Source organism: Mucilaginibacter sp. P2_A4, from assembly GCF_056405015.1.
Genome location: NZ_JBFUCX010000003.1, coordinates 212,975 through 236,253 on the forward strand (window position 1 = coordinate 212,975; position 23,279 = coordinate 236,253).

General features: G+C 42.1%; 24 protein-coding genes and 1 tRNA gene. 16 read left to right on the plus strand and 9 right to left on the minus strand.

The window, feature by feature from the left end; genetic code table 11:
* The first annotated feature begins 83 nt into the window (after positions 1–83).
* Complete coding sequence (locus AC1DYB_RS07505) at positions 84–1,571, plus strand: serine hydrolase (protein WP_477433691.1); 1,488 nt, start codon at positions 84–86, stop codon at positions 1,569–1,571.
* A 182-nt stretch (positions 1,572–1,753) separates the two neighbouring features.
* Here AC1DYB_RS07505 and AC1DYB_RS07510 read toward each other — a convergent pair whose 3' ends face one another.
* The gene (locus tag AC1DYB_RS07510; RefSeq protein ID WP_477433693.1) at positions 1,754–2,641 is read right to left on the minus strand and encodes a dienelactone hydrolase family protein; all 888 of its coding nucleotides are present in this window, start codon (positions 2,639–2,641) and stop codon (positions 1,754–1,756) included.
* A gap of 409 nt (positions 2,642–3,050) precedes the next feature.
* Here AC1DYB_RS07510 and AC1DYB_RS07515 point away from each other — a divergent pair, with 409 nt between their 5' ends.
* Positions 3,051–3,953, plus strand: coding sequence for a VOC family protein (locus tag AC1DYB_RS07515; RefSeq protein WP_477433695.1), 903 nt, complete (start codon positions 3,051–3,053; stop codon positions 3,951–3,953).
* 129 nt (positions 3,954–4,082) lie between these two features.
* On the plus strand, positions 4,083–4,673 hold the full coding sequence (locus tag AC1DYB_RS07520) for a C40 family peptidase (RefSeq protein WP_477433697.1): 591 nt from the start codon (positions 4,083–4,085) through the stop codon (positions 4,671–4,673).
* A gap of 266 nt (positions 4,674–4,939) precedes the next feature.
* Here AC1DYB_RS07520 and AC1DYB_RS07525 read toward each other — a convergent pair whose 3' ends face one another.
* Complete coding sequence (locus AC1DYB_RS07525; RefSeq protein ID WP_477433699.1) at positions 4,940–6,277, minus strand: BamA/TamA family outer membrane protein; 1,338 nt, start codon at positions 6,275–6,277, stop codon at positions 4,940–4,942.
* A 233-nt stretch (positions 6,278–6,510) separates the two neighbouring features.
* Between AC1DYB_RS07525 and AC1DYB_RS07530 the strand changes: the two genes are divergently transcribed.
* Both AC1DYB_RS07530 and katG read left to right on the plus strand, forming a co-directional pair.
* Positions 6,511–6,583, plus strand: a tRNA-Met gene (locus tag AC1DYB_RS07530).
* Between the two features lie 224 nt (positions 6,584–6,807).
* Entirely contained in the window at positions 6,808–9,054 is a 2,247-nt protein-coding gene (katG, locus tag AC1DYB_RS07535; protein WP_477433701.1) for a catalase/peroxidase HPI, read from the plus strand.
* A 312-nt stretch (positions 9,055–9,366) separates the two neighbouring features.
* Here the strand turns inward: katG and AC1DYB_RS07540 are convergent, their stop codons facing one another.
* Positions 9,367–9,564 (minus strand): SHOCT domain-containing protein, encoded by a 198-nt coding sequence (locus AC1DYB_RS07540; protein ID WP_477391203.1) that lies wholly within the window; start codon positions 9,562–9,564, stop codon positions 9,367–9,369.
* A gap of 601 nt (positions 9,565–10,165) precedes the next feature.
* On the opposite strand from AC1DYB_RS07540, the gene AC1DYB_RS07545 reads away from it, so the two are divergent.
* On the plus strand, positions 10,166–10,576 hold the full coding sequence (locus AC1DYB_RS07545; RefSeq protein ID WP_295714811.1) for a helix-turn-helix domain-containing protein: 411 nt from the start codon (positions 10,166–10,168) through the stop codon (positions 10,574–10,576).
* Positions 10,577–10,659: 83 nt separating this feature from the next.
* Here AC1DYB_RS07545 and AC1DYB_RS07550 read toward each other — a convergent pair whose 3' ends face one another.
* The 4 genes from AC1DYB_RS07550 to AC1DYB_RS07565 all read right to left on the minus strand — a co-directional run bounded on the left by AC1DYB_RS07550 (position 10,660) and on the right by AC1DYB_RS07565 (position 13,736).
* Positions 10,660–11,415 (minus strand): hypothetical protein, encoded by a 756-nt coding sequence (locus tag AC1DYB_RS07550; protein ID WP_477433703.1) that lies wholly within the window; start codon positions 11,413–11,415, stop codon positions 10,660–10,662.
* Positions 11,416–11,672: 257 nt separating this feature from the next.
* The gene (locus AC1DYB_RS07555; RefSeq protein ID WP_477433705.1) at positions 11,673–12,509 is read right to left on the minus strand and encodes a glucosaminidase domain-containing protein; all 837 of its coding nucleotides are present in this window, start codon (positions 12,507–12,509) and stop codon (positions 11,673–11,675) included.
* Positions 12,510–12,557: 48 nt separating this feature from the next.
* Complete coding sequence (locus AC1DYB_RS07560; RefSeq protein WP_477391209.1) at positions 12,558–13,094, minus strand: glycoside hydrolase family 73 protein; 537 nt, start codon at positions 13,092–13,094, stop codon at positions 12,558–12,560.
* Between the two features lie 3 nt (positions 13,095–13,097).
* The gene (locus tag AC1DYB_RS07565; RefSeq protein WP_295714822.1) at positions 13,098–13,736 is read right to left on the minus strand and encodes an O-methyltransferase; all 639 of its coding nucleotides are present in this window, start codon (positions 13,734–13,736) and stop codon (positions 13,098–13,100) included.
* A 207-nt stretch (positions 13,737–13,943) separates the two neighbouring features.
* Here AC1DYB_RS07565 and AC1DYB_RS07570 point away from each other — a divergent pair, with 207 nt between their 5' ends.
* The 7 genes from AC1DYB_RS07570 (at position 13,944) to AC1DYB_RS07600 (ending at position 19,505) form a co-directional block, all read left to right on the plus strand.
* Positions 13,944–14,753: an alpha/beta fold hydrolase gene (locus AC1DYB_RS07570; RefSeq protein WP_295714826.1), complete on the plus strand. Its 810-nt coding sequence runs from the start codon at positions 13,944–13,946 to the stop codon at positions 14,751–14,753.
* A 46-nt stretch (positions 14,754–14,799) separates the two neighbouring features.
* Entirely contained in the window at positions 14,800–15,423 is a 624-nt protein-coding gene (locus AC1DYB_RS07575; protein WP_477433708.1) for a lysophospholipid acyltransferase family protein, read from the plus strand.
* Between the two features lie 36 nt (positions 15,424–15,459).
* Positions 15,460–16,080, plus strand: coding sequence for a 1-acyl-sn-glycerol-3-phosphate acyltransferase (locus AC1DYB_RS07580; RefSeq protein WP_477433710.1), 621 nt, complete (start codon positions 15,460–15,462; stop codon positions 16,078–16,080).
* A complete protein-coding gene (locus tag AC1DYB_RS07585) occupies positions 16,070–17,170 on the plus strand; it encodes a glycosyltransferase family 2 protein (protein WP_477433712.1) in 1,101 nt (366 codons plus the stop codon). Before AC1DYB_RS07580 ends, AC1DYB_RS07585 begins: the two co-directional genes overlap by 11 nt.
* Positions 17,149–17,823 (plus strand): carotenoid biosynthesis protein, encoded by a 675-nt coding sequence (locus AC1DYB_RS07590; RefSeq protein WP_477433714.1) that lies wholly within the window; start codon positions 17,149–17,151, stop codon positions 17,821–17,823. The genes AC1DYB_RS07585 and AC1DYB_RS07590 overlap by 22 nt, the downstream gene beginning before the upstream one ends.
* Before the next feature lie 116 nt (positions 17,824–17,939).
* The gene (locus AC1DYB_RS07595) at positions 17,940–18,791 is read left to right on the plus strand and encodes a 4-hydroxy-3-methylbut-2-enyl diphosphate reductase (protein WP_477433716.1); all 852 of its coding nucleotides are present in this window, start codon (positions 17,940–17,942) and stop codon (positions 18,789–18,791) included.
* 30 nt (positions 18,792–18,821) lie between these two features.
* Positions 18,822–19,505 (plus strand): fatty acid desaturase, encoded by a 684-nt coding sequence (locus tag AC1DYB_RS07600; protein WP_477433719.1) that lies wholly within the window; start codon positions 18,822–18,824, stop codon positions 19,503–19,505.
* A gap of 65 nt (positions 19,506–19,570) precedes the next feature.
* Here AC1DYB_RS07600 and AC1DYB_RS07605 read toward each other — a convergent pair whose 3' ends face one another.
* The gene (locus AC1DYB_RS07605; RefSeq protein ID WP_477433721.1) at positions 19,571–20,419 is read right to left on the minus strand and encodes a menaquinone biosynthesis family protein; all 849 of its coding nucleotides are present in this window, start codon (positions 20,417–20,419) and stop codon (positions 19,571–19,573) included.
* A gap of 77 nt (positions 20,420–20,496) precedes the next feature.
* Positions 20,497–21,117 carry a futalosine hydrolase gene (mqnB, locus tag AC1DYB_RS07610; protein ID WP_477433723.1) on the minus strand — a complete coding sequence of 207 codons (621 nt, stop codon included), beginning with the start codon at positions 21,115–21,117 and terminating at the stop codon, positions 20,497–20,499.
* A gap of 94 nt (positions 21,118–21,211) precedes the next feature.
* Here mqnB and AC1DYB_RS07615 point away from each other — a divergent pair, with 94 nt between their 5' ends.
* The 3 genes from AC1DYB_RS07615 to fabD all read left to right on the plus strand — a co-directional run bounded on the left by AC1DYB_RS07615 (position 21,212) and on the right by fabD (position 23,245).
* Positions 21,212–21,628, plus strand: coding sequence for a 6-pyruvoyl trahydropterin synthase family protein (locus tag AC1DYB_RS07615; RefSeq protein ID WP_295714878.1), 417 nt, complete (start codon positions 21,212–21,214; stop codon positions 21,626–21,628).
* Between the two features lie 9 nt (positions 21,629–21,637).
* Entirely contained in the window at positions 21,638–22,276 is a 639-nt protein-coding gene (gene folE, locus AC1DYB_RS07620) for a GTP cyclohydrolase I FolE (RefSeq protein ID WP_295714852.1), read from the plus strand.
* An 81-nt stretch (positions 22,277–22,357) separates the two neighbouring features.
* The gene (gene fabD / locus AC1DYB_RS07625) at positions 22,358–23,245 is read left to right on the plus strand and encodes an ACP S-malonyltransferase (protein ID WP_477433726.1); all 888 of its coding nucleotides are present in this window, start codon (positions 22,358–22,360) and stop codon (positions 23,243–23,245) included.
* Positions 23,246–23,279 lie beyond the last annotated feature (34 nt).

The following is a 23,279-nucleotide window of genomic DNA, read 5'->3' on the forward strand; positions in this document are numbered from 1 at the left end:
CCGTCTTCATATTCCTCTTCAAATAAATCATCACATGTAACATAAGCTATACATCACAACTCTTAATAATATATTTTTAGCTCATGAACTTTATACGCACTATCACATTCCTGTTATTTGCCTGTCTTTTAGCTCCTCTTTTTTCCAGCGCGCAAAATCTTACGTCAGATAGTATCGACGTGTTTATCAAAAATAAGATGCAGCAGAAACATATACCGGCCTTGCAACTGGCGGTAATACGCAATAATAAAATCATTAAATTAAACAGTTTCGGCATAGCCAATCTTGAAAACAATATTCCGGCTACCGATTACAGTATCTTTTCCATCAATTCAATCACCAAAGCGTTTGTGGGTGTAGCCATTATGCAACTGGCCGAAGAAGGCAAACTCAAGACAACTGACCCTATCTCCATGTACCTGGACAGCCTGCCCGTTGCATGGCAAAAGATAACATTGCAACAGGTGTTAACACATACCTCAGGACTGCCGGATATGCTGGATGCCGATGAGCAAATACTGGGCAACGGCATCGAAAAACTGGCCATGCAAAAGGTAAAAGCATTACCCATGGAGTTTAATACAGGCGATAAATTCAGCTATAACCAAACTGGTTATGTACTGCTTGGCCAAGTGATTAATAAATTGAGTGGCATGCATTTCACTAAGTTTATTGAAGAAAGGCAATTTAAAGTAGCCGGGATGAATTTAACCAGGTTCGGAGATTCTTATGATGTGGTTCCAAACTCGGCCGGCGCCTATACCATGACTAAATTGGTTAACGGACAATTTATCAGAAACAAAACTCCCGGTGTTGGTTATATACAGTTCCCCTTGTTTTACAGAACCGCGGCCGGCATCCAATCTACAGCCGGTGATGTGGGCAACTGGATCATCGCACTAAAAGAAGGTAAATTACTGAAGAATAAATCAAGTATAGACACGATGTGGAAACCTGCAATCCTAAATAACGGGCATGTTGGCGGATTTAATAAGCTCACCAATGGCTATGCACTGGGATGGCCAACCGTAACCCGGGATGATCACCCTGCAGTAGGCCCGGTAGGTGGCGGCAGATCTGCACTGTTTATTTACTTAAAAGACGACCTTTCTATCGTTGTACTCACCAACCTGATGGGCGGCAACCCAGATCAGTTTATTGACGAAATAGCCGGTTATTATATCCCCGATATGCATGAAGCCAATGGTTTCGGCTTACCTCCAAGTCTCAAAAAATTAAGGACCGGATTATTAAAACAGGGTTTTGACCACGCAAGCAGCATTGCCGCCGACTTGAAAAAACACGATGCTACATTCAAATTAGAAGAAAACTCCCTGAACGCATGGGGATACCAGCTACTTAATCAGAAGAAACCCACCGAAGCGCTTTCCATTTTTAAACTAAATACAACACTTTACCCTAATAGCGCAAATACTTACGATAGCTATGCAGAGGTATTGGAATTAACGGATAATAAAAAGGACGCCCTGATAAACTACAAGAAATCATTTAAAATGAATCCGGAAAATAAAAGTGCAGCCGAGCGGATAAAGGCACTTTCCGTAAATTAAATATTTACCGCAATAGTTGGTTCTAAACAGTAACGTACTTTGCAGATGCTACAACAAGCGATTCAATTTTAATCCTGTTTGGAACACCCTCAAGTAAACGAAAGCCTCAAGTCGAAAGATTTGAGGCTTTTGCGTTGCGGATGCTTTGTAAGTTGGCGTTGTGGTGATAAGCAATGCGGAGATTATTTCAAATACTCATTAAAAAAGTCAATAGTGCGTTTCCAGGCAAGTTCTGCAGCGGCTTTGTCATAACGGGGTGTTGTATCGTTATGGAAGCCATGGTTTACGTTTTCGTAAATAAACGCCTGGTATTTTTTGCCATTCGCTTTTAAGGCCGTTTCATAGGCTGTCCATCCACCCGTAATGCGGGTATCAAGTGAAGCATACTGCAGCATAAGCGGAGCTTGAATTTTAGGTACATCTTCAGCTGCCGGCTGACTGCCATAAAAGGGCACTGCTGCCGCCAGGTCGGGTATGCGCACTGCCATCCTGTTGGCTATACCGCCGCCAAAACAAAATCCAACCACACCAACCTTACCGTTACAATTCGGGTTAATTTTTAGGTATTCATAGGCCGCAATAAAATCCTCCTCCATTTCTTTGGGATCTCTTTTACTTTGCATTTCACGGCCCTTGTCATCATTACCAGGGTAGCCGCCCAGGGGTGTAAGGGCATCGGGCGCCAGTGTAATAAAACCGGCCAGGGCGGCCCTTCTGGCCACGTCTTCAATATAAGGGTTGAGGCCCCGGTTCTCATGAACAACGATGATACCGCCCAGTTTCTTTTTATTATCTTTTGGTTCCGATAGCAAGCCTTTGATAACACCGCCCCCTTTTGGCGAGTCGTACTTGATATATTCCGATTTCAAACGGGGATCATCCGCTTTAATCTGCACGTTTCCCTGGTAATCAGGCATCAGGAAACTCATTAATGCAGGAACGGTTAATGCGCCAACTGCATAAACAGATAGTTTTTGCACAAATTCACGCCGGTCGAGCCGGTTATGTGCATAGTCATCATACAGGTCAAATACTTCCTGCTTAACGTCTTCTTTGTTGATTTGGCTCATAGTTAAAGGTTTTATTCAAATATAATAATTCGCTGCAACCGCCTGTTAACCAAATTGTAACAATCCCGAAGCATGTAGAGCTTTGGTTTCACTCATAATAAAACTGTGGGTCGATTCCCGCACCGGCAGGCACTCTAATGGCACCGCCTTTTTAATAACTGAGGAATAAATGTTATTTTTCAATGAGTTCCATATAGTTTACCCGGATGAAAATAAATGGCTTTTTCAGTCGGTTTAACAGTCTGATTGCGTGTTAAAACCTGTCGCAATACGCCCCCTGAAATGTCCCGAACACCCCTGCCCCGGCAGCAAAAAACCTTTTAATTTTGAAATAGTTAAACAAAATACTATCAAAAACAATTAATGTTTACGAATTTTAACTCTATATCGACACCAAAATTATTTACCTATGTTACCCATCAAACCACACCTCTGGTTCGACCAGGATGCAAAACAAGCCGCTGAATTTTACGCATCATTCATGCCTGATTCAGCCATCAATTATGCCAATCACTTCCCAATGGCCGGCGGCGAATGCGAAGTAGTAGAATTTACTATAGCCGGCCAGTCGTTCTTCGGCATCAGTGCCGGGCATAAGCTGGGCATCAATCCGTCTATTTCCTTTATGATCAATTTTGACCCATCGCGAAATCCGGATGCCGCCCAACATATCGACGAAATTTGGAATAAGCTAATTGAAAAAGGTAAAATAATGATGCCATTGGATAGCTACCCTTTCAGTAAACGTTACGGCTGGGTTGAAGACAAATACGGCGTATCCTGGCAGCTGATCCTGACCAACCCCACCGGCGAGGAAAGGCCTGTGATTGTTCCTTCGCTGCTATTTACCGAACCAATGGCGGGTAAAGCCGATGAAGCAATTGACTTTTACTGCGCCGTGTTTAAAGATGGCAAACGAGGCATCACGGCACCACGCCCGGAGGATATGGGTCCGGATAAAGCAGGTACACTCATGTACGCCGACTATTATCTTGATCAAACCTGGCTGGCCGCTATGGACAGCGCGCATCAGCATGGTTTCCGTTTTAACGATGCGGTGTCATTATTAATACCATGTGAAACCCAGGAAGAGATCGATTACTACTGGTCGGCACTTTCAGCTGATGGCGAAGCCGGGCAATGCGGTTGGTTAAAAGATAAATATGGCGTATCATGGCAGGTGGCCTCTACCGTCATGTTAAATGCGCTCAAAAACGGCACTCCCGAACAGATTGCGCGAGTTACGGAAGCTTTTATGACGATGAAGAAAATACACATCGCAACATTGCAGCGGGCCTATGATGGTGATTGATCAACGAGTGTGGGGTACCCCATGCCTAAAGATTTGAGCCTTTTTTATTTTGAATAGCAAGAGCAGGAATTTTTTGCCTATTATTACGACATGCATCTTCCTGTTGCCTTTCAGATTCTTTTTTTGGTTTTGTCATCATTTTTTAAACCGGGGAAATCTGATTTAAAAATCAACGCTACACATCACAAAACGAGTAATATTCTTAAAACGCGTAAACACGCTCATGTACATTACAGATCAGCAAGCGCGGATACTGCCATTTCAACCGAGGGCACAACGCCTGATGAATTAGTGACTTTTGCTAAAACACTCAAAGGGATAAGGTATCGGTTTGGGTCCACCAATCCCGAAAAAGGTTTTGATTGCTCGGGTTTTGTTAATTATGTTTTTAACCATTTCGGGATAGCCATTCCAAGGAGTTCTACGGATTTTACTTCGTTTAGGGGGCTAACCGACTTAAAAGATGCCAAATTTGGAGACCTGATACTTTTTACCGGTACAAAAAAACACACCAAAAGGGCGGGGCATATAGGCATCATTGTATCCTTGCCTGGTGAGCCCTTAAGTTTTATACATTCAACATCGGGTGCGGCCAATGGTGTTACGGAAACTGCCTTAAACGATTATTACCTGGGACGTTATATTAAAACGATAAGGATATTTTCTGAAAATAACGATAAGCCCATCGATAATACAGAGCTGGAAACGGAATCCCGTTAATAGCCTACTGTGTACACAAGTTTGTTAGCATGGCTTTGATTTGGCTAAAGCCACCCGGTCCCTTTATTTATCCGCCCCATAAATGGGACGGCAATGAATTAAGCCACTGTTTACCTTCAATTCTTCGTTGCCGTTGGTTTCAACCCACGGATAGAAAGCATATGCAATGATGGCTTTAACCTAAATAAGCCACATTTTATGACAAATTCAGTGTTAATTATTATACTGGTCGAATGAAAAGATATGTACACATAGTAGGTTAAAAACTAAAAAGCCTCATTCAAACCCAAAAAGAACCCTTTAGATCCATACTTACCATAAGCGTAATCAAGGCACAAGTTGGTACGTGTGGCTTTATTAAACAGCACACGCAAGCCACCGCCACCACCGGGCTGCCATTTCTGAAACAGCTTTGTGCCAAATTCATCATTGGCGGTTTGCAGGTTAAAAAAGGTAACTCCGCTAACAAACTTGTTGCTTAAAATTGGGAAGCGATACTCCACTTCGGAGTAGTTATATTTTGTGCCTTTAAAGTACCCCACCGTATAACCGCGGCCGCTGCGAAAACCTGCGTCTTTAGCTGTGCCGGGCAGTTCCAGGTACGGTATATTGCCGCTGATTAAATAAGATCCCCAGTTCCAAAACGCGATAACATGCTCCGGATTTTCGGATGAAAGGCTAAAGTATTTTCTGAAATCGGTAGTAAATTGTACCGCACTTTTTGAGCTGCCCATCCAGGTTTGATTGACGCGAAATCCCGCGTCGGCATATATTCCTTTATAAGCCCTGTTTTGATTATCGCGGGTGGTGTATTGAACATTGAAAAGCAAACCATTTGCCATATAATGATCACGGGCGAAGCCATGCCTGTCGCTATACACATTGTAAGGAGTTAAGTTTGCAGTATCCCTGGCATTGATTTTTCTTCTGACATCAAATGCTACGCCGGCACCCACAAATAGATTTTTTTCAACTTCCTTATATACCTTTTCCCTAAGGGTATAAAATTGAGAATGGAGCGCATGAGGTTTACGATCTGCATCTATCAACGCCTGATCGGCCGCGCTCCCGCCAACTGCTGCCTGGCCTATGCCCAACCCATAATCGGGCGTAACGGTCTTTGCCGCAACCAGGTTACCTTGAAAATTCCACTTATTACCGGGCGTATAGATGTTATGGTTGATGTAAAAATAAATAATCCCTTTTGTGGTATAGGAAGCTGACGTTGCCGCGACAGACAAGAGCGTATTTGGGTCATTCCCTAACTTTTTGCCCGCTACAGCCTTAATCCCCAATTGAAATCCAATACTGGGATTGGCAGCAATATTAGGTATAATGGTGATGCCCGACCTTTTGTGAAGTGAATCGGGTTTCTTATTTGGGGTAAAAACATTACTGATCAAATCTGCGACGTCATACTGCTTGGAAATGGTATTTGCCTGCTTTTGAAATTTTATAGAGTCGGCACGTTTGGAATTTGCCTTGGCGGTATCAACAGGAACGCTTACCTGGCTATAGGCAGAGCCTTGTATACCTGTAAACAATAGCAATAATAATACCTTAAATACTAAATAAAACCGGCCTCGTCTTTCTTTATACTGCACTTTTGGAATCTTTAATATTAATATTTCAATTATTTTTATGTGTATTGTAATAAGGCAAGGTCAAGCTTTAAACTTTAAAACTCTTTAAATGTTTTAGTTTTAAGCTTACTGCCACATCCTCAGGATGATGGGTACCTCAACCTTAGGGTATCTTTATTAAAAAACAGATCTTTGATTATTTAATGCGCCAATGCCAAAATTTATCATACATTTGCAACCCCAACAAAATAGAGTGCGGGATGGAGCAGTTGGTAGCTCGTCGGGCTCATAACCCGAAGGTCGTAGGTTCGAGTCCTGCTCCCGCTACAAGTTAAAAGCCTCAAGTCGAAAGATTTGAGGCTTTTTGTTTGATGCACAATGCTTCCAAAATCCTCCCCCTGTACCTATAAACTCCCTTCTAATTTTAAATTCCAATCTCCATAATAAAGATTATTTATTTATGAGCGTGGAGTGAATATCTCATTATAGATTTTCTTAAATTTGAGTTATAGCCAATCCAATTAACCTCCCAATTAACCTATAAATTAAGTATGGAAAACAATACAGATCACACTACCAAGTTAGCTGACCTTAATGATCCAGGCAGTGCAGCTAAATGCCCTTTTTTAAATGGTGCCTTAAAGCAAAGCGCAGGCGAGGGCACAAGGAATCGCGACTGGTGGCCAAATCAGTTAAAATTAAATATCCTGCGTCAAAATTCTTCGCTATCCAATCCGATGGGCGAGGGATTCAATTATGCCGAAGAGTTTAAGAGCCTGGATTTGGATGCACTGAAAAAAGACATCTTTGATTTAATGACCAATTCCCAGGAATGGTGGCCGGCAGATTACGGTCATTACGGGCCGTTCTTTATCCGTATGGCCTGGCACAGCGCAGGCACCTACCGTGTCTCCGATGGTCGTGGCGGTGGGGGCTTTGGTACTCAACGCTTCGCACCGCTCAACAGCTGGCCCGACAATGCGAACCTTGATAAGGCACGCTTGCTGCTTTGGCCGATCAAGCAAAAATATGGCAAAAAACTTTCATGGGCAGATTTGATGATCCTCACCGGAAACTGCGCTCTCGAATCGATGGACTTTAAAACCTTCGGCTTCGGCGGCGGACGTGTGGACGTTTGGGAACCCGCAGAAGATGTTTATTGGGGTTCTGAAAAGGAATGGTTAGGCGATAGCCGATACACCGCCGACAGGGAACTGGAGAACCCGCTTGGCGCAGTCCAGATGGGACTTATCTACGTGAATCCGGAAGGCCCTAACGGAAACCCCGATCCGCTTGCATCCGCGCGCGACATTCGCGAAACATTTGGCCGCATGGCTATGAATGATGAAGAAACTGTGGCCCTTATTGCCGGCGGTCACACTTTCGGTAAAACCCATGGTGCTGCCGATCCGGGCAAATATGTTGCTCACGAACCAGCCGCCGCGGGTATTGAGGAGCAAGGCTTGGGCTGGAAAAATTCATTTGGCACAGGTAATGCCGGTGATACCATTACCAGCGGTATTGAAGGCGCGTGGACTACTACACCAACCAAGTGGAGCAATAACTATTTTGAGAACCTCTTCGGTTACGAATGGGAGCTTACAAAAGGCTCGGGAGGCGCACATCAGTGGAAACCTAAAGGTGACGCTGGCGCTGACTCAATACCCGATGCCCATGATCCGGCAAAGCGCCATGCGCCGTTTATGCTGACAACAGACATTGCCCTAAAAGTAGACCCTGCTTACGAAAAAGTTGCCAGGCGTTTTTACGAAAATCCCGGGGAATTTGCAGACGCATTTTCCCGTGCATGGTTTAAGTTGACGCACCGTGATATGGGGCCACGGGTCCGTTACCTGGGTAAAGAAGTACCCGCAGAAGAACTGATCTGGCAGGATCCTATCCCGGCCGTTACTCATCAATTGATTGATGATAGTGATATCGCTGCATTGAAAGGTAAAATACTTGAAACAGGATTAACCGTTTCTGAACTGGTATCTACTGCATGGGCGTCGGCATCAACATTCCGGGGCTCCGATAAACGTGGCGGCGCTAATGGCGCACGCATTCGGCTTGCACCACAAAAAGATTGGGAAGTAAATAATCCTGCTCAACTGGCAAAAGTTTTGGCAGCACTGGAGAACATTCAAAAAGATTTCAACAGCACCCAATCCAGCGGTAAAAACGTTTCACTTGCCGACCTGATTGTTTTGGGAGGATGTGCAGCCATTGAGAAGGCGGCAAAGAATGCCGGACAGGATATAACAGTACCTTTTACACCCGGACGTGCCGACGCGTCACAAGAGCAAACGGATGTGGAATCATTCGGAGTCCTCGAACCTACTGCAGATGGTTTCCGCAATTATCTGAAAGCCCACCACACCAGCGCGGCTGAGGCCATGCTGGTTGACAAGGCACAGCTGTTAACACTCACCGCACCCGAAATGACGGCTCTGATTGGCGGCATGCGAGTTCTTAACACTAATTTTGATCATGCTCAGCACGGTGTGTTTACCAAACAACCGGAAGCACTTACAAACGACTTTTTTGTGAACCTGCTTGATTTGTCTACCGTATGGAAGGCTACATCGGATGCTCAAAAGGTGTTTGCAGGCTCTGATCGTGCTACAGGTGAAATAAAATGGACTGGTACCCGTGTTGATCTTATCTTCGGTTCCAACTCCGAGCTTAGGGCCATTGCTGAAGTATATGCCTGCGAGGATGCTAAAGAAAAGTTTGTGCAGGATTTTGTGGCAGTATGGAGTAAGGTCATGAACCTTGACCGTTTCGACCTGGCCTAATTTCGGCCCTATATTATTTAGCGTTAAAAGGTGGCCCGGCAACTGGGCCACCTTTTTCATTTTCAAGTTTTATTCATCACCGGTAAACCGGAGATCCTAAACTTTATTTTTTTTCCGCTGATGGTGGATACCGGCGTATCTTTTCATCATAGGAGATGATTTTCCCGTTTCTCATTAATTTCATAACTATCGGGTTTGTTAAAAATTAGCTTTAAGATTAAATGTAACAAGCAAAAAACAACCGCATTTAAGTGATATACAAGGCAACAACCTTTACACTCTGCTTAATAAACTCCGTTAACCCAAATAACGTTAAGCCTTTTTCAGTAGTGCTTTCTTCTCCTCGTACTCCGGGATATCAATTTCTCCTTTTACCAATTTTCTTTTAAGGGTATCTAAAGGATCCTCTTTTCTGGCCCACGGGCTAAAAAACACCCGGTACAACAGGATGAACCAGAGTACCCACCAAATCCAGTGCATACCCCAAAAATAAGTTTGATAATGCCACATCTTTTTATTGTTTAATTTACTATTCGCTGATTGTTTCTATCGCTCCTTATTAGTCCATAATGACAGTGCACACCCTTTTGAAAATCCCAAATGCTGTATATAGTAATAGCCTATTTGTCCTTTTAACAAATCGGTTATTCTGTTTAAATGGCATGGTTAATTGCGGCTGAATTAACATGTGCTCTACGTATTTTAAAGCCGGCCATAATTAAGGAGATTCGCGCAATCCATCAGCTGTTTCTGAACACCCTCAACAGGTGCAAAATTAACCACCTATGGCTATAAGAAGAATGATATAGAACACAAAACCAGTAGATTATGAAAGTTTTTTTGTTTTCGACTAAAATTAATCTGATATTTATTGTACTTCGATTTTTAATCTGATCAATAACTTTATTAGCATCAATCCGTTCGTTTGCAATTGGCTCAATTATTGTATTATTCGTTATATTAGGTAAATTTGTATTACCAGCGATACTCCCTCATTACCGTGAAAAATGGCGTTAAAGCCAGTAAGTAGAACAAGGGATCCATCCGCGGTTAAACAATTAACTTTTTTAAATTATGTAGCTATCTGTTTTGTACCAGTAGAATTAAGGCCATGAATATTTCTTCGATTAATGATGATGATTTAAACCTCTCCCAGCCACATCGTGGGCACATTCTGGAAAGGGTGCTTCGAAAGGAATGCATGTGTATTTCAGAAATCGCCAAAAGTTTAAACGTCAGTCGTCGTACAGTTTACAATTGGTTCGGGATGAAAAATCTCGATCTTGAAATCATCTATAAAGTCGGAATCGTTACCGGGTATGATTTTTCTGCGGATATCGCGGGGTTTGACAAAGTAAAACAGATTTTTGATGAGAAATCCATCAAAGAAAATCTTGTTATAAATGAACCTGATTCAAAGGCAGTGCACTATTGGATGGAAAAATATATCAGTTTATTAGAGAAATATAATACAGTTGTACTTAAGGATTATGGAACCCCGAGGGATAAGGAAATGCTATAATTCGTCCGTTGTATGTGTCACCCGGCGTATTGGTACCAAACGCCGTCATCGTTCTTTCTACAAAACCGGAGTATTGTAAGTTGCTAATTTCCACCCACCTTGGGTGTAACTAAAGGCGCCAAAGTATATGAAGTTTTTGATGAGCGTAAAAAACGGCGAAGGTTGGCTTTAATGGTGCTAATAAACTCATAATCGGTAGCGTTTTTTACCAGGTAGTAGCCGGGGCGATAGCGCTGCATAAAATCTGTAAGCTGCTGGTCTTTAAGGCGGGTTACGCTGGCAACAAATACGCGGTTAAATCTAAAATCTATCTCTCTCTGGTGGTAATCTTTTTCGATGGTTTCGCGAAGTTTTTCGGCATTACGGCCGCTGCGGCTAAAAGCATTATACAAGGCATCAATGCCAATGCCTGCACCCAGGCCTGGTGATACAGAAAGTAAACTCTGGCTGTATTCCGATCCGTAAATTTTGGTATAATCGCGCTTGGTGGCTTCAAACTGCTTCGCGGGTGTAAGTACAGAGTCGCGGATGTACACTTCTTTCAGCATAATGGCCGATCGTTTCATATAAACCGCAAGCGCGTTGCTACTTTGCACCGTTACAGTATCACTATAATGATCAGCTTTGGTAAATACCAGCACATCGCCGGGCTGTGCATCAATGGCAAATTCGCCTTTGAGTGTATTGTACACAGATTTGCCGCTTGTTATATTTTGTACATTTACTTTGGCAATACGATCCTTGCTCTCTTTATCAAACACAATACCCTCTACGGGCTTTTGCTGTGCAAAAACCCGTAAGGATAACGTGCATAAAAATAAGAACAACCAAATCTTCATTGTGGCGCCAAAAATAAACGATCGGCCGTATTTAGCCATATTATTTAACAACAATTAACTTTTGGAGAGCAAGGATTTTGGAACAAGGCGTTATTACTGTTCGTCATTGCGAGGTACGAAGCAATCTCCACATATGCAAATCGACATTTCACGACTTCCCTGTACAGCGTAGAGATTGCTTCGTACCTCGCAATGACGCGTTTTTTTTTGATTCTTGTCTCTTGATTCTTGTCTCTTGATTCTTAACTCTCTTTCAATTACTTCACTACTATAAGCTTTTGCCCAATATGAATATTATTATCGGGTATACTGTTTAACGCTTTTAGGTCATCAACAGTTATTCCAAAACGTTTGGAAATATTATATAGTGTATCGCCCTGTTTTACAGTATAGATCTTATCGTCGGGCTTTGTTTTGGTGAGTGTATCTGTGTTGGACTTGCCAATGCTATCATTAATCTGCGATAGCACACGGTCTTCGCGTTTTATCTTTGCTACTTCGCCCTCCGCCCGATCATACTGATCAAGGTTGTATCTTACAATGAGGTTAATAAGCAGCTGAGGATATTTGGGGTTGGTGGCATAGCCTGCAGCCTTTAATCCTTTAGCCCAGCCTTCATAATCATTTTTATCAAGCTCAAAAAGTTTGGCGTAGTTCTTACGCTTTAAAAAAGTAGAATGATCACGAAAGGAGTCTTCCGGATTATCATATACCCTGAAACAATCATTGGCGTTATCATCATCTTTAAAATAGCTTTTGCCCTTCCAATCGCTTGTACACTTGATACCGAAATGATTGTTGGCAAAACGGGCCAGTTCGCTGTTACCCGCACCGGATTCAAACAAGCCCTGCGCCAATGTTATACTGGCCGGAATACCATACTGGTTCATTTCCTGTATAGCAATTGCCTTAAATTTATCAATATAATCTAAAGAAGAAAGTGATTTATAATTGGCAATAGAGGCGCTGTTTGCCTTTTGGATGCTGCGGTTATTGTTACGAACATCCCGGTTTGATACCGTTGTTTTTTTACGTGCCGAGCAGGAACTAAAACATACAAGAGCAGCCAGGAGCACAAAATTTATTCTTTGCATACATTTAAACCTTATTTGAGGCAATTATTAATTTGCCAAAATAAGATTTTATTGTTTAGTTTCTGCTAATTCTTTGGGCTGATCGCTTGGGTTTTCGTCAAGGTCATGAAGATCATATTTTTTGATGATCCCTAAAACCTGCGATGCCCATTTACGGCTGCTGGCATAACCACTGCGCTGGATACCATGTGCCCAGCCTGCATAGTCATAATGAGAAAGTGCATCTGCAAGGTGGCTAAACTGCTTACGCTCGGTCATGATGCGGGCAAAATCCTGGAACGAATCTAAAACAGAATCGTAGCGTTTGTATGAGGAATGAACTTTTTTGTTGTGTTTAATAAACACTACACTGCCTCCGCCTTTTACTCCAAACTGGTTATTAAGGTTTTGTGCAATGGTACTGTTGCCGCAGCCCGATTCATGCATAGCTACACCTAAAACGATGCTTGCGGGGATACCTGTTTCGTGCATAATGCGTATGGCATCATCTTTGAACTTCTCTATATAAGATTGTGAAGTATTCTTTTGCGCTGAAGCGGCAAGTGTTGAAATCAACAGGGTTGTAATCAGTAAGATTTTCTTCATAATTTATTTTTTTCTGATAACCAGCAGGCCGTCGCGTACAGGCAGGATCAGTTTTTCTATCCTGGTATCAACAGCTATGTGGTCATTTAGTTTGCGAATATTTTCAGTATCGGCATCTTTTTCGGCGCCATACACCTTTCCTTTCCACAAAACATTATCAATTATTATTAATCCTCCGGATCTGACTTTGTCAAAAACCAATTGAAAGTAAGTAAAATTATTCTTTTTATCAGCATCAATAAACACTAAGTCGAAAACATCCTCCTGTAAATCAGCAATAATGGCCTCTGCTTGTCCAAAATGCAGCTTTATTTTGTTTTCAACATTTGTTAGTTTAAAATGTGAATTGATGATATCCTCCATTTCGCGGTTAACCTCAATGGTATGCAGAATACCTCCTTCAACCAATCCCTCGGCCAGGCAAATTGCCGAGTAACCGGTGTAGGTACCCACCTCAAGAATGCATTTTGGGGCCACCATTTTACTCAAAAAACTAAGCAGCCTGCCTTGGTAATGCCCCGACAGCATATGCGGTCTAAGCACCTTTAAATGCGTTTCGCGGTTCAGTTGCTGCAAAGCTTCCGGCTCGGGATCGCAATGGTCATCTAAGTATGCCAGAAGGGCCTGTGGTAGAATATCCATGCCGCAAAGATAGGGATTTTGTTTTTAAAGGTACTAATTGCGCCTGGCAGGGCTATTTATAAGGCTTCTGGCATTATAAATAAAATATACTAAAACCTTATTAAACAATCAATTAACGCAATAGCAAATTCAAATTCCCGTAATTGTCATTTGCATTTTATTTAACCGGCTTCCTTAATATTAAGCATAATTGTTAATATTGCCGTAATGGGTTTTTTACAACTGCCCGGCCTGGGCAAAGTGCATTTTCATGAATACGGTACCGGCCAAAAGCCCATGCTGGCCTTTCACGGCTATGGCATGACGGGTAAACAATTTCATGTACTGGAGCAATCTATATTGCCCCAGTACCGCATTTATGGTTTTGATCATTTTTTTCATGGCGAGAGCCGCCTGGATGGCTGGACGGATAAACAGATTCGTGCGGGGATGCCCAAAAGCATGGTACGCAGCTACCTGCAGCAGTGGTTCGGCATTTATGGCGAGCAGCGTATCTCTATAATGGGCTACTCCATTGGTGCCAACCTGGCACTGATATTAGTTGAGGAATACGCCCACCTGATTGATGATGTTATATTAATGGCTCCCGATGGGCTTGCGGTATACAAAGGGTTTAATTTTTTAATGCATAATCCGCTGGGAAAATACCTCTTCGGCAGGGCTACCAAAAGTAAATGGCTGGCCCCGTTTATATTAAAAACAGTTAAAAGAATAGGCGTTATTGATGATAACCTGTACCAGATAGCCTATAATGAAATTGATACCGAACAAAAACGCCTGGATACTTATTATACATTAAATTTGATTCGCCTGCTTAAACCTGATGTGGAAAAAGTAGCCGCGCTCATCAATCAGCATAAAATTAAATGTACGCTCATATTTGGCAAACATGACCACCTGTTTCCCAAATCAGCCGCGATGCCATTTATTGGAATGCTGGATGATGCCGAGGTGCATGAGCTTAAACTTGGGCACTGGTTAGTGATTAAAGCACTGGATGAATATTTAGTAAGTTAAATACAAAACAATACCGGGGCGTGTAACAACGCCTGCAAACGCAAATATGATCCCAACGCGCAAAAAGGAATTTTGGAGTGCCGTGTACATTCGTTATGTGCGCTGGTGGATAAGCCGCAATTTTAAGGAGGTGAAAATAATGCCTTTTGAGCCGCGCGCCGGTCATTCGGTACTGATGTTATGCAATCACTTTAGCTGGTGGGATGGTTTTATTGCCAACTGGACGGCTGTATACAATCTGAAACGGCGATACCATGTAATGATGCAGCAGGACCAGTTTTTACAGCGCAGCTACCTGCGTTATATTGGCGCTTACTCTATAAAAAAGGGCTCGCGCGAGTTGTTGGAGTCGCTCACTTATTCGGCCCGCTTACTTGATGATGCCAGGAACATGATTGTAATATTTCCGCAGGGCGAACTGTACAGCAATCATGAAACCCATATCCATGTAGAAAAAGGGGTTTGTAAACTGATAGAGCAAATTAAAGGCCCCTGCCAGGTGGTATACCATTGCATACTGATTGATTATTTTGAAAGCCTGAAACCCCGCGCTTACATACACCAGTTTGATTGCGGCTTAGCCGGCGAGATCACCTTTGAGGAACTTAAACAACGCATTAATGATTTTCACCGGCAGGCGTTGAAAAATCAAAAAGTTATGAAACATTAATAAATGTTGTTATTACATTGAGTAACTTACCCTTTCATGATCTACAATAAAAAGAACTTTTTTATTAACCGGCTGATACATTTTTATGTAAAACGAATAGTGAGCCGGCAGTTTCATGAGGTGCTTTGCGATGCCATTGAAGTAGATAAAGACAAGTCCATATTGCTTATAGCAAACCATTTTAGTTTTTGGGATGGATTGATCCTATATTGTGTGAATGACAAAATACTGAAAAAGAAATATCATGTGATGGTAGAAAAAGAAACCGTACATATGCTGCACTACCTAAAATTTGCGGGGGCTTTTTCTATTACCAAAAAATCCAGGGATGTTATTGAGTCGCTTAATTATGCCGCAAAATTATTGGATGACCCGCAAAACCTGGTACTCATCTTTCCGCAGGGTAAACTGTTTTCAAATTATGTAGATGACGTACGGTTTGATAAAGGGGTATTCAGAATAATGCAAAAAGCACAGACAAATTTCCAACTTTTGTTTGCTTCAACATTTATTCAGTACTTTAAGCATAAAAAGCCCACTGCAACCGTTTACTTAAAAAGCGATTCGCAAAAGTATACTAACGTAACCGAGCTGAAAGCGGCTTACCAGCAATATTACAGCAGCTCAAAACTGCTTCAAACCGAATTTGACATATAAAGTGACCGTAATTATATTAATCACCCTTTTCTTTATCATCCTGCGTTTTACGGTAACGCTGTTCAACTTTATATCCGATCCTAAATTGCGGCGCGTAGGCAAGCAATACAGCGATAAAGTATCCATCCTGATACCGGTTCGTAATGAGGCAGATAATATTTTAATCCTACTCAACTCTATCCATCAGCAAGATTATCAAAATTATGAGGTTATCATTCTCGATGATGGATCAACCGATGGCACTTTTGAGGTTTGCTCCGCCTTCGTCAAAAAACATCCGGAGTTTAAAGTAATTAAAGGAGGAGAGCTACCCAACGGCTGGATAGGTAAAAACTACGCGTGCTACCAGGCGGCCCAGCAGGCCGATGGTAAATATTTGCTTTTTTTGGATGCTGATGAGCAAGTAAAACCCGGCCTTATTAACAGTGCCGTATGCCGCATGCATTTGAACAAGTTGGGCTTACTTAGCCTTTTCACCAACCAGGAAATGGTAACCATGGGCGAAAAACTGGTAGTCCCCCTGATGCATTTTATATTGCTAAACCTGCTGCCTGTAAGATTGATTTCACTGGTGAAAAATCCATCCATAGCGGCGGCCAGCGGGCAATTCATGTTATTTGATGCCATGATTTACCATCACGAGCAATGGCATAAAGCGGTTAAAGACAAAGTAGTGGAAGATGTAGAGATCATGCGGCTTATAAAGGCCAGGGCCTACAACGGCGAGGCCCTGCTGGCCAATGGAATGATAAGCTGCCGTATGTATAAAAATTACACTGAGGCTATTAACGGTTTCAGCAAGAATTTTTTAGCAGCTTTTAATTACAGCGTTATCGGCTTTTTAATTTATTTAACACTGGTTATCATTTTTCCGGTGATACTTATCATGACCTTAAATTTACCGCTGATCCTATTCATGTGGGGCCTCATTATCTTAACCCGTATTATGATTTCATTAGCATCCGGACAAAACGCGCTATATAATGTGGTGCTGCATCCCTTACAAATGATCAACATGCTGCTTATTGCCATATTATCTATCCAAAAGCATTTAACCAAAACAAACGTTTGGAAGGGACGCAGAATTTGAACAGTCATTTATCTACAGGCAGCGCAAAAACCGAACGCATCGCTATTATTATAATTGTACTGTTTCATATAGTGGGATTGATTGGTTTTGTCATTCCATCCTTAACAGTGCTGTTTATAAAATTAGTACCCTGGCATTTGTTGCTGATGGCGGGTGTAATTGTTTACAGTTATAATCAGCTAAGCACAAAATTTTTATTGTTTGGCCTCCTTGTTTTCACGATAGGCTTTTCGGCCGAACTCATCGGCGTACATACTGGTTTGCTGTTTGGCAACTATAGCTATGGCGAAACACTCGGCATTAAACTGTTTAATGTACCCCTGATGATCGGGGTAAATTGGTTCTTGCTTATTTTTTCAACAGGAGTACTGATACAAAGAAGCCGTATTAAGAACATTTTTATCCGGGTTATAGTGGGGGCCCTTGTCCTTACTTTTCTTGATGTGCTCATAGAGCCTGTAGCCGTTCATTTTGATTATTGGCATTGGATGGGAAATAGCATTCCACTTAAAAATTATTTCTGCTGGTTTATATTAAGTGCTGCAATGCTTTTCGTGTTCGAAAAATTTCAATTTAAACCCCAAAATAAAGTTGCAGCGGCATTGCTTATCATGCAGTTTGTATTTTTTATAGTGCTGGAGTTAATGAACTAAAGACAAGGAATATACTCTTCCCAGGTGACGTGTAAAACGGCAACATCCTTGAGATCGTGTCAAATAATTAGCAAATGCAACAAAATCAAATAATCAACAGTTATATTTGCAACACCATGGGAACGTACAATTTACAGGTTACTATCGATCAGGACTCGGGCTTTTGCTTTGGGGTGGTTTACGCCATTGACATGGCCGAGGAAATACTGGCCGAAGACGGTTACCTGTATTGCCTGGGCGATATTGTGCATAACGATGAGGAAGTAGATCGCCTAAAGGCTCAGGGTTTAAGAATAATTGACCATGACCAGCTTAAAGATCTGCATAACGAAAAGGTACTTATTCGTGCACATGGCGAGGCTCCGGATACTTACCGTACCGCTTTAGATAATAACATTACCCTCATTGATGCTTCTTGCCCTGTAGTGTTAAAGCTGCAAAACCGCATAAAAACATCTTACGATTCCAATGAGAAGATCCTGATATTTGGTAAACATGGCCACGCGGAAGTAATTGGCCTTGAAGGGCAAACCAACAACGAAGCCCTGGTTTTCCAGGATATTGCCGAGCTGGATAACGTGGAACTGCCCCACAACATTACGCTTTACAGCCAAACTACCAAGAGCATGGAAAAGTTTTACAGCGTAAAGGATGAGTTGATTTCGAGGGGATATGATTTAAAGGCAAATGACACCATCTGCCGCCAGGTATCAAACCGGGATAAGGATTTGCCAAAGTTTGCAACCAGATTTGATAAGATCATATTTGTTTCGGGCAAAAAATCATCAAACGGGAAAGTTTTATATGAAGTTTGCCGCAAGCATAACCCCAATACCTATTTTATCTCATCGGCCGATGAACTTGATTCTTCCATGTTCTCGCAAAATGATACCGTTGGTATAGCCGGCGCTACATCAACCCCTATGTGGCTGATGCAAAAGGTAAAAGATGCCATTGAAAATCTTTAACAGCACGCTTTTTGCTGTTGTTTAAATCACATGCAAAAAAGTCCTTCAAATATTGGTTTATTGGTAGCAATCATCGTAATTGGTTGCTGGGTAACATCCATTACCTTATTAATGCAATGGCATTTCAGTTTTGCGAATCCGCTGGTTTACCTGTTTATTTTGGTGCAAATGCATCTGTACACCGGCTTATTCATTACCGCGCATGATGCCATGCATGGCACTATATTGCCAAATCGGGGTATTAATAACTTTGTTGGCTATCTGTGTACTTTTCTATATGCATCGTTCTGGTATCCGCAGCTTTACACCAAACATCATTTACACCATAGCAACGTACACACCACGCAGGATCCCGACTATCATAACGGGGGCTTCTGGAGCTGGTATGTAACTTTCATCCGCAACTACTTGTCTATCTGGCAAATTGTAATCATGGCTGCTTTATTCAATATTTTAAAATTGTGGATCCCGCAGGCTAACCTCTTACTATTTTGGGTGGCCCCATCTTTATTGAGTACTTTACAGCTGTTTTACTTTGGCACCTACCAGCCACACAAAGGCGAGCATAATAATAAATATTTCGCGCGCAGCCAGGCTAAAAACCATGTCTTTGCCTTTTTCAGTTGTTATTTCTTTGGATACCACTATGAGCACCATGACTCGCCGGGTACGCCATGGTGGATGTTATGGAAAACCCGAATCGAACAAAAGTGATCAAGGTAAATTATAGCGTTATGCTAAGCCTGTTGCCGGGCAGGAAATAGAAACGCAGTCTAAGTTTAACTTAAAAACAAAGTTTCCTTTATTGCGGGTATAAAGTTGTTTTTAAGCGCAGTATCAAAAAGCAGTTTAATAGCTTTTCTTCCTTCATCGCCCAGTTCAACAGAGTATTTGTTTACATAAAGTTCGATGTGCTTGTACATCACTTCTTCGCTCATTTCCTGGGCATGTGACCGAATAAACTCGAGGCCCGATTTTGGATTGGCAAATGCAAACTCAACCGATTTGCGCAGCACCCTGTTTAATTTATGCTGAACATCTAATGGCAAGTTGCGATTTGCCACAATACCACCCAAAGGAATAGCGCAGCCCGTTTGCTTTTCCCAATGATCGCCCAGATCGATGATTTTTTTTAAACCCTTATCCTGGTACGTAAAGCGGTTTTCGTGAATAATAAGACCAATATCTACTCTTCCCTCTAAAACAGCATTTTCAATGTCCGAAAAAACAAGCTCTATTTTGTTAGTTGCATTTGGGAAGGCATTGCCCAATAAAAAATTAGCGGTGGTGTACTTGCCGGGGATTCCGATTTTGAGGTTCGGGTTGCCGGTTTCGAGTTGCGTGAGCAATTTTTCAGGATCATCTTTACAGATCAGCATTGGCCCAACTCCAAATCCTAAGGCGCTTCCTGAATCAAGCAGCACATATTTATCGGCCACGTAGGCAAAGGCATGGTAGCTTAGTTTGGTAACATCCAGTTCGCCGCGAAAAGCTTTTTGGTTAAGGGTTTCTACATCATCATAAAAAACATCAAACTCCAAACCCTCAGTATCAATTTTATGATGAATCAGGGCGTCGAAAATAAAAGTATCATTAGGGCAGGGCGAAAAACCGAGGGTTAGTTTCATGTTGTTAATGGGTTCGCGTACTATGCTGTACAATTAATGCACGCTGTATAACAAAAAGGTTAAATGTAAAATCTGATCTATGAATTAATTATGGCATCAATAAGATCGATGGCAAATGTATTCAGATTTTTTATGGCAAGACCTATCTGCCAGCTATCGCGATTGCGTTTTTCTACATAATTTGACACAGCCCTGATTTGCATACACGGCGCATTAACCTGCCCGCAGGCGTAAAAGAAAGCAGCACCCTCCATACTTTCAAGCTGCGGATTTAAGCGGGCCTGCACTTTTTTAATAGACAACTCATTTCCATGAACTGTATTTACCGTGATAGCCCGTACCTTTTTCAAAAAAAAATTGCTGTAAACTTCGTTAAGAGTGGTTGTGGGCTTGTAGGTTATTTCGCCAAACCCCAATGTATTCATGGGTATAAATTGCTCATCATCTTCGGCGCCCATTTCTGCAAAAGTATCTTCGGTAACTTCAAGCACATGACCCGGCTCAATGTTCCTGTCAAAGCTGCCGGCAATACCCAGGTTTATAACCAAATCGTATTTTGAGTGTGCAAAATGATGGCCAAGGGCAAAAGCAGTGGGCACCATACCGGCACCGGTTACAAGCAAATCTATTTTATTACCAAAGTATTTACTAAGGGGGGCTACCTCTGGCGCCGTTGCGGCAACTACTAATATAAGCATATTGCTTTAAAATGTTTTATGAAGTTTTTTGGGTACTAATATAAAACAACTCGCCTGTTTTTGTTTTGTATATTTGCATCCACTTACTATTATGATGATACATATAACGCGCAAAGAACATTTTAATGCCGCTCACAGGATGTACCGTGAGGAATGGAGCGCTGAAAAAAACAATGAGGTATTTGGCAAATGTGCCAATCCTAACTGGCATGGTCATAACTACAACTTGTTTGTAACGGTTAAAGGCGAAGTCACGCATGCAACTGGCTATCTGATTGACCTTAAAGAGTTAAAGATTATCATTAACGAGTTTGTTATTGAAAAGCTTGATCATAAAAACATCAATAAGGATGTAGAGTTTATGGCAGGTAAAATGGCATCAACGGAGTTGCTTTGCATTGAGATATTCAATCAGCTTAAAGCGCCTATTGAGGCCTATGAGGGTGTGTTTTTACACTCGGTAAAATTATATGAAACAGAAAACAATTCGGCCGAGTACTTTGGCGGATAACTTTATAAAATGATTGACGAAAACCACATCCCCGACCGTGATGATGATATTGACGGTTATACTAAAATAGATAGGTACAATCCTCAACTGATTGAAAGCTTATCAGCCAACTACCTTAATGTTTTAAAACAGATTGGAGAAAATCCCGAACGCGACGGTTTGTTAAAAACCCCTGAGCGTATTGCCAAAGCCATGCTGTTTCTTACTCATGGTTATGATCTGGATGCGAAAACAATACTGAGCTCCGCGATGTTTAAGGAGGACTACAGCCAGATGGTTATTGTTAAGGATATTGAGGTATACTCGATGTGTGAGCACCATATGCTGCCTTTTTTTGGCAAGGCACATATTGCCTACATTCCTAACGGATATGTTGTAGGCCTGAGTAAAATACCACGCATTGTTGATGTTTTTGCCCGCAGGTTGCAGGTACAGGAACGGCTAACCAACGAGATTCGTGACTGTATCCAGGAAACACTTAATCCTTTTGGCGTAGGTGTTGTAATTGAGTGCCGGCACCTGTGCATGAGTATGCGCGGGGTACAAAAGCAAAACTCAGTAACTACCACATCGGCATTTACGGGTGAGTTTTTAAAAGAAAAAACACGCACCGAATTTTTGAATTTGATAAGCGCGAAACTGGGTTAAGAAGCCCGGGAAGAATCAAGAGTTAAGAATCAAGATAGAAACAAATCCGAAATCGAAAATTCGAATTTCGAAATAAAACATATGAAAGCATATATTTTTCCGGGGCAGGGTGCCCAGTTTGCAGGTATGGGTAAAGATCTTTACGATCAATCAGAAAAAGCCCGTGAACTATTTGAAAAAGCCAATGAGATATTAGGTTTCCGCATTACTGATGTAATGTTTGATGGAACAGCCGAAGACCTGGTACAAACCAACGTTACCCAGCCGGCTATATTTCTACACTCGGTTATTTTAGCAACCGTTTTAGGTGACGACTTTAAACCAGAAATGGTTGCCGGCCACTCATTAGGCGAATTTTCTGCCCTGGTAGCTGCCGGAGCATTATCATTTGAGGATGGTTTGCGCTTAGTAGCCGCCCGCGCCAATGCCATGCAAAAAGCCTGTGAGCTGCAGCCATCAACCATGGCCGCGATTTTGGGTTTGGATGATTTTATTGTTGAAGAAGTTTGTCAACAAGTAAGCGATGTGGTAGTAACTGCAAATTACAACTGCCCTGGTCAACTGGTAATATCCGGTACCATTGCAGGGGTTGACGAGGCTTGCGAAAAATTACTTGCAGCCGGCGCAAAAAGGGCTTTAAAACTTAAAGTTGGGGGTGCATTCCATTCGCCGCTAATGGAATCGGCAAGGGTTGAGCTTGAAGCCGCCATTGTTGCTACTGAAATTAAACCGCCTGTTTGCCCTATCTATCAAAACATAGATGCCAAACCATATACTGATCCGGCGCTTATAAAACAAAATTTAATAGCCCAGCTTACCGGCGCCGTAAGGTGGACACAAACGGTTAAACATATGCTGGAAGATGGAGCAACCTCCTTTACCGAGGTTGGCCCGGGCAATGTATTGCAAGGCCTTGTAAAAAAAGTTGACAGGGCAGTGGTTACCGGCAGCGCCGCTTTACCACAATAATTTTTTAAAGGCACTGTATAGTGCCTTTTGTTTT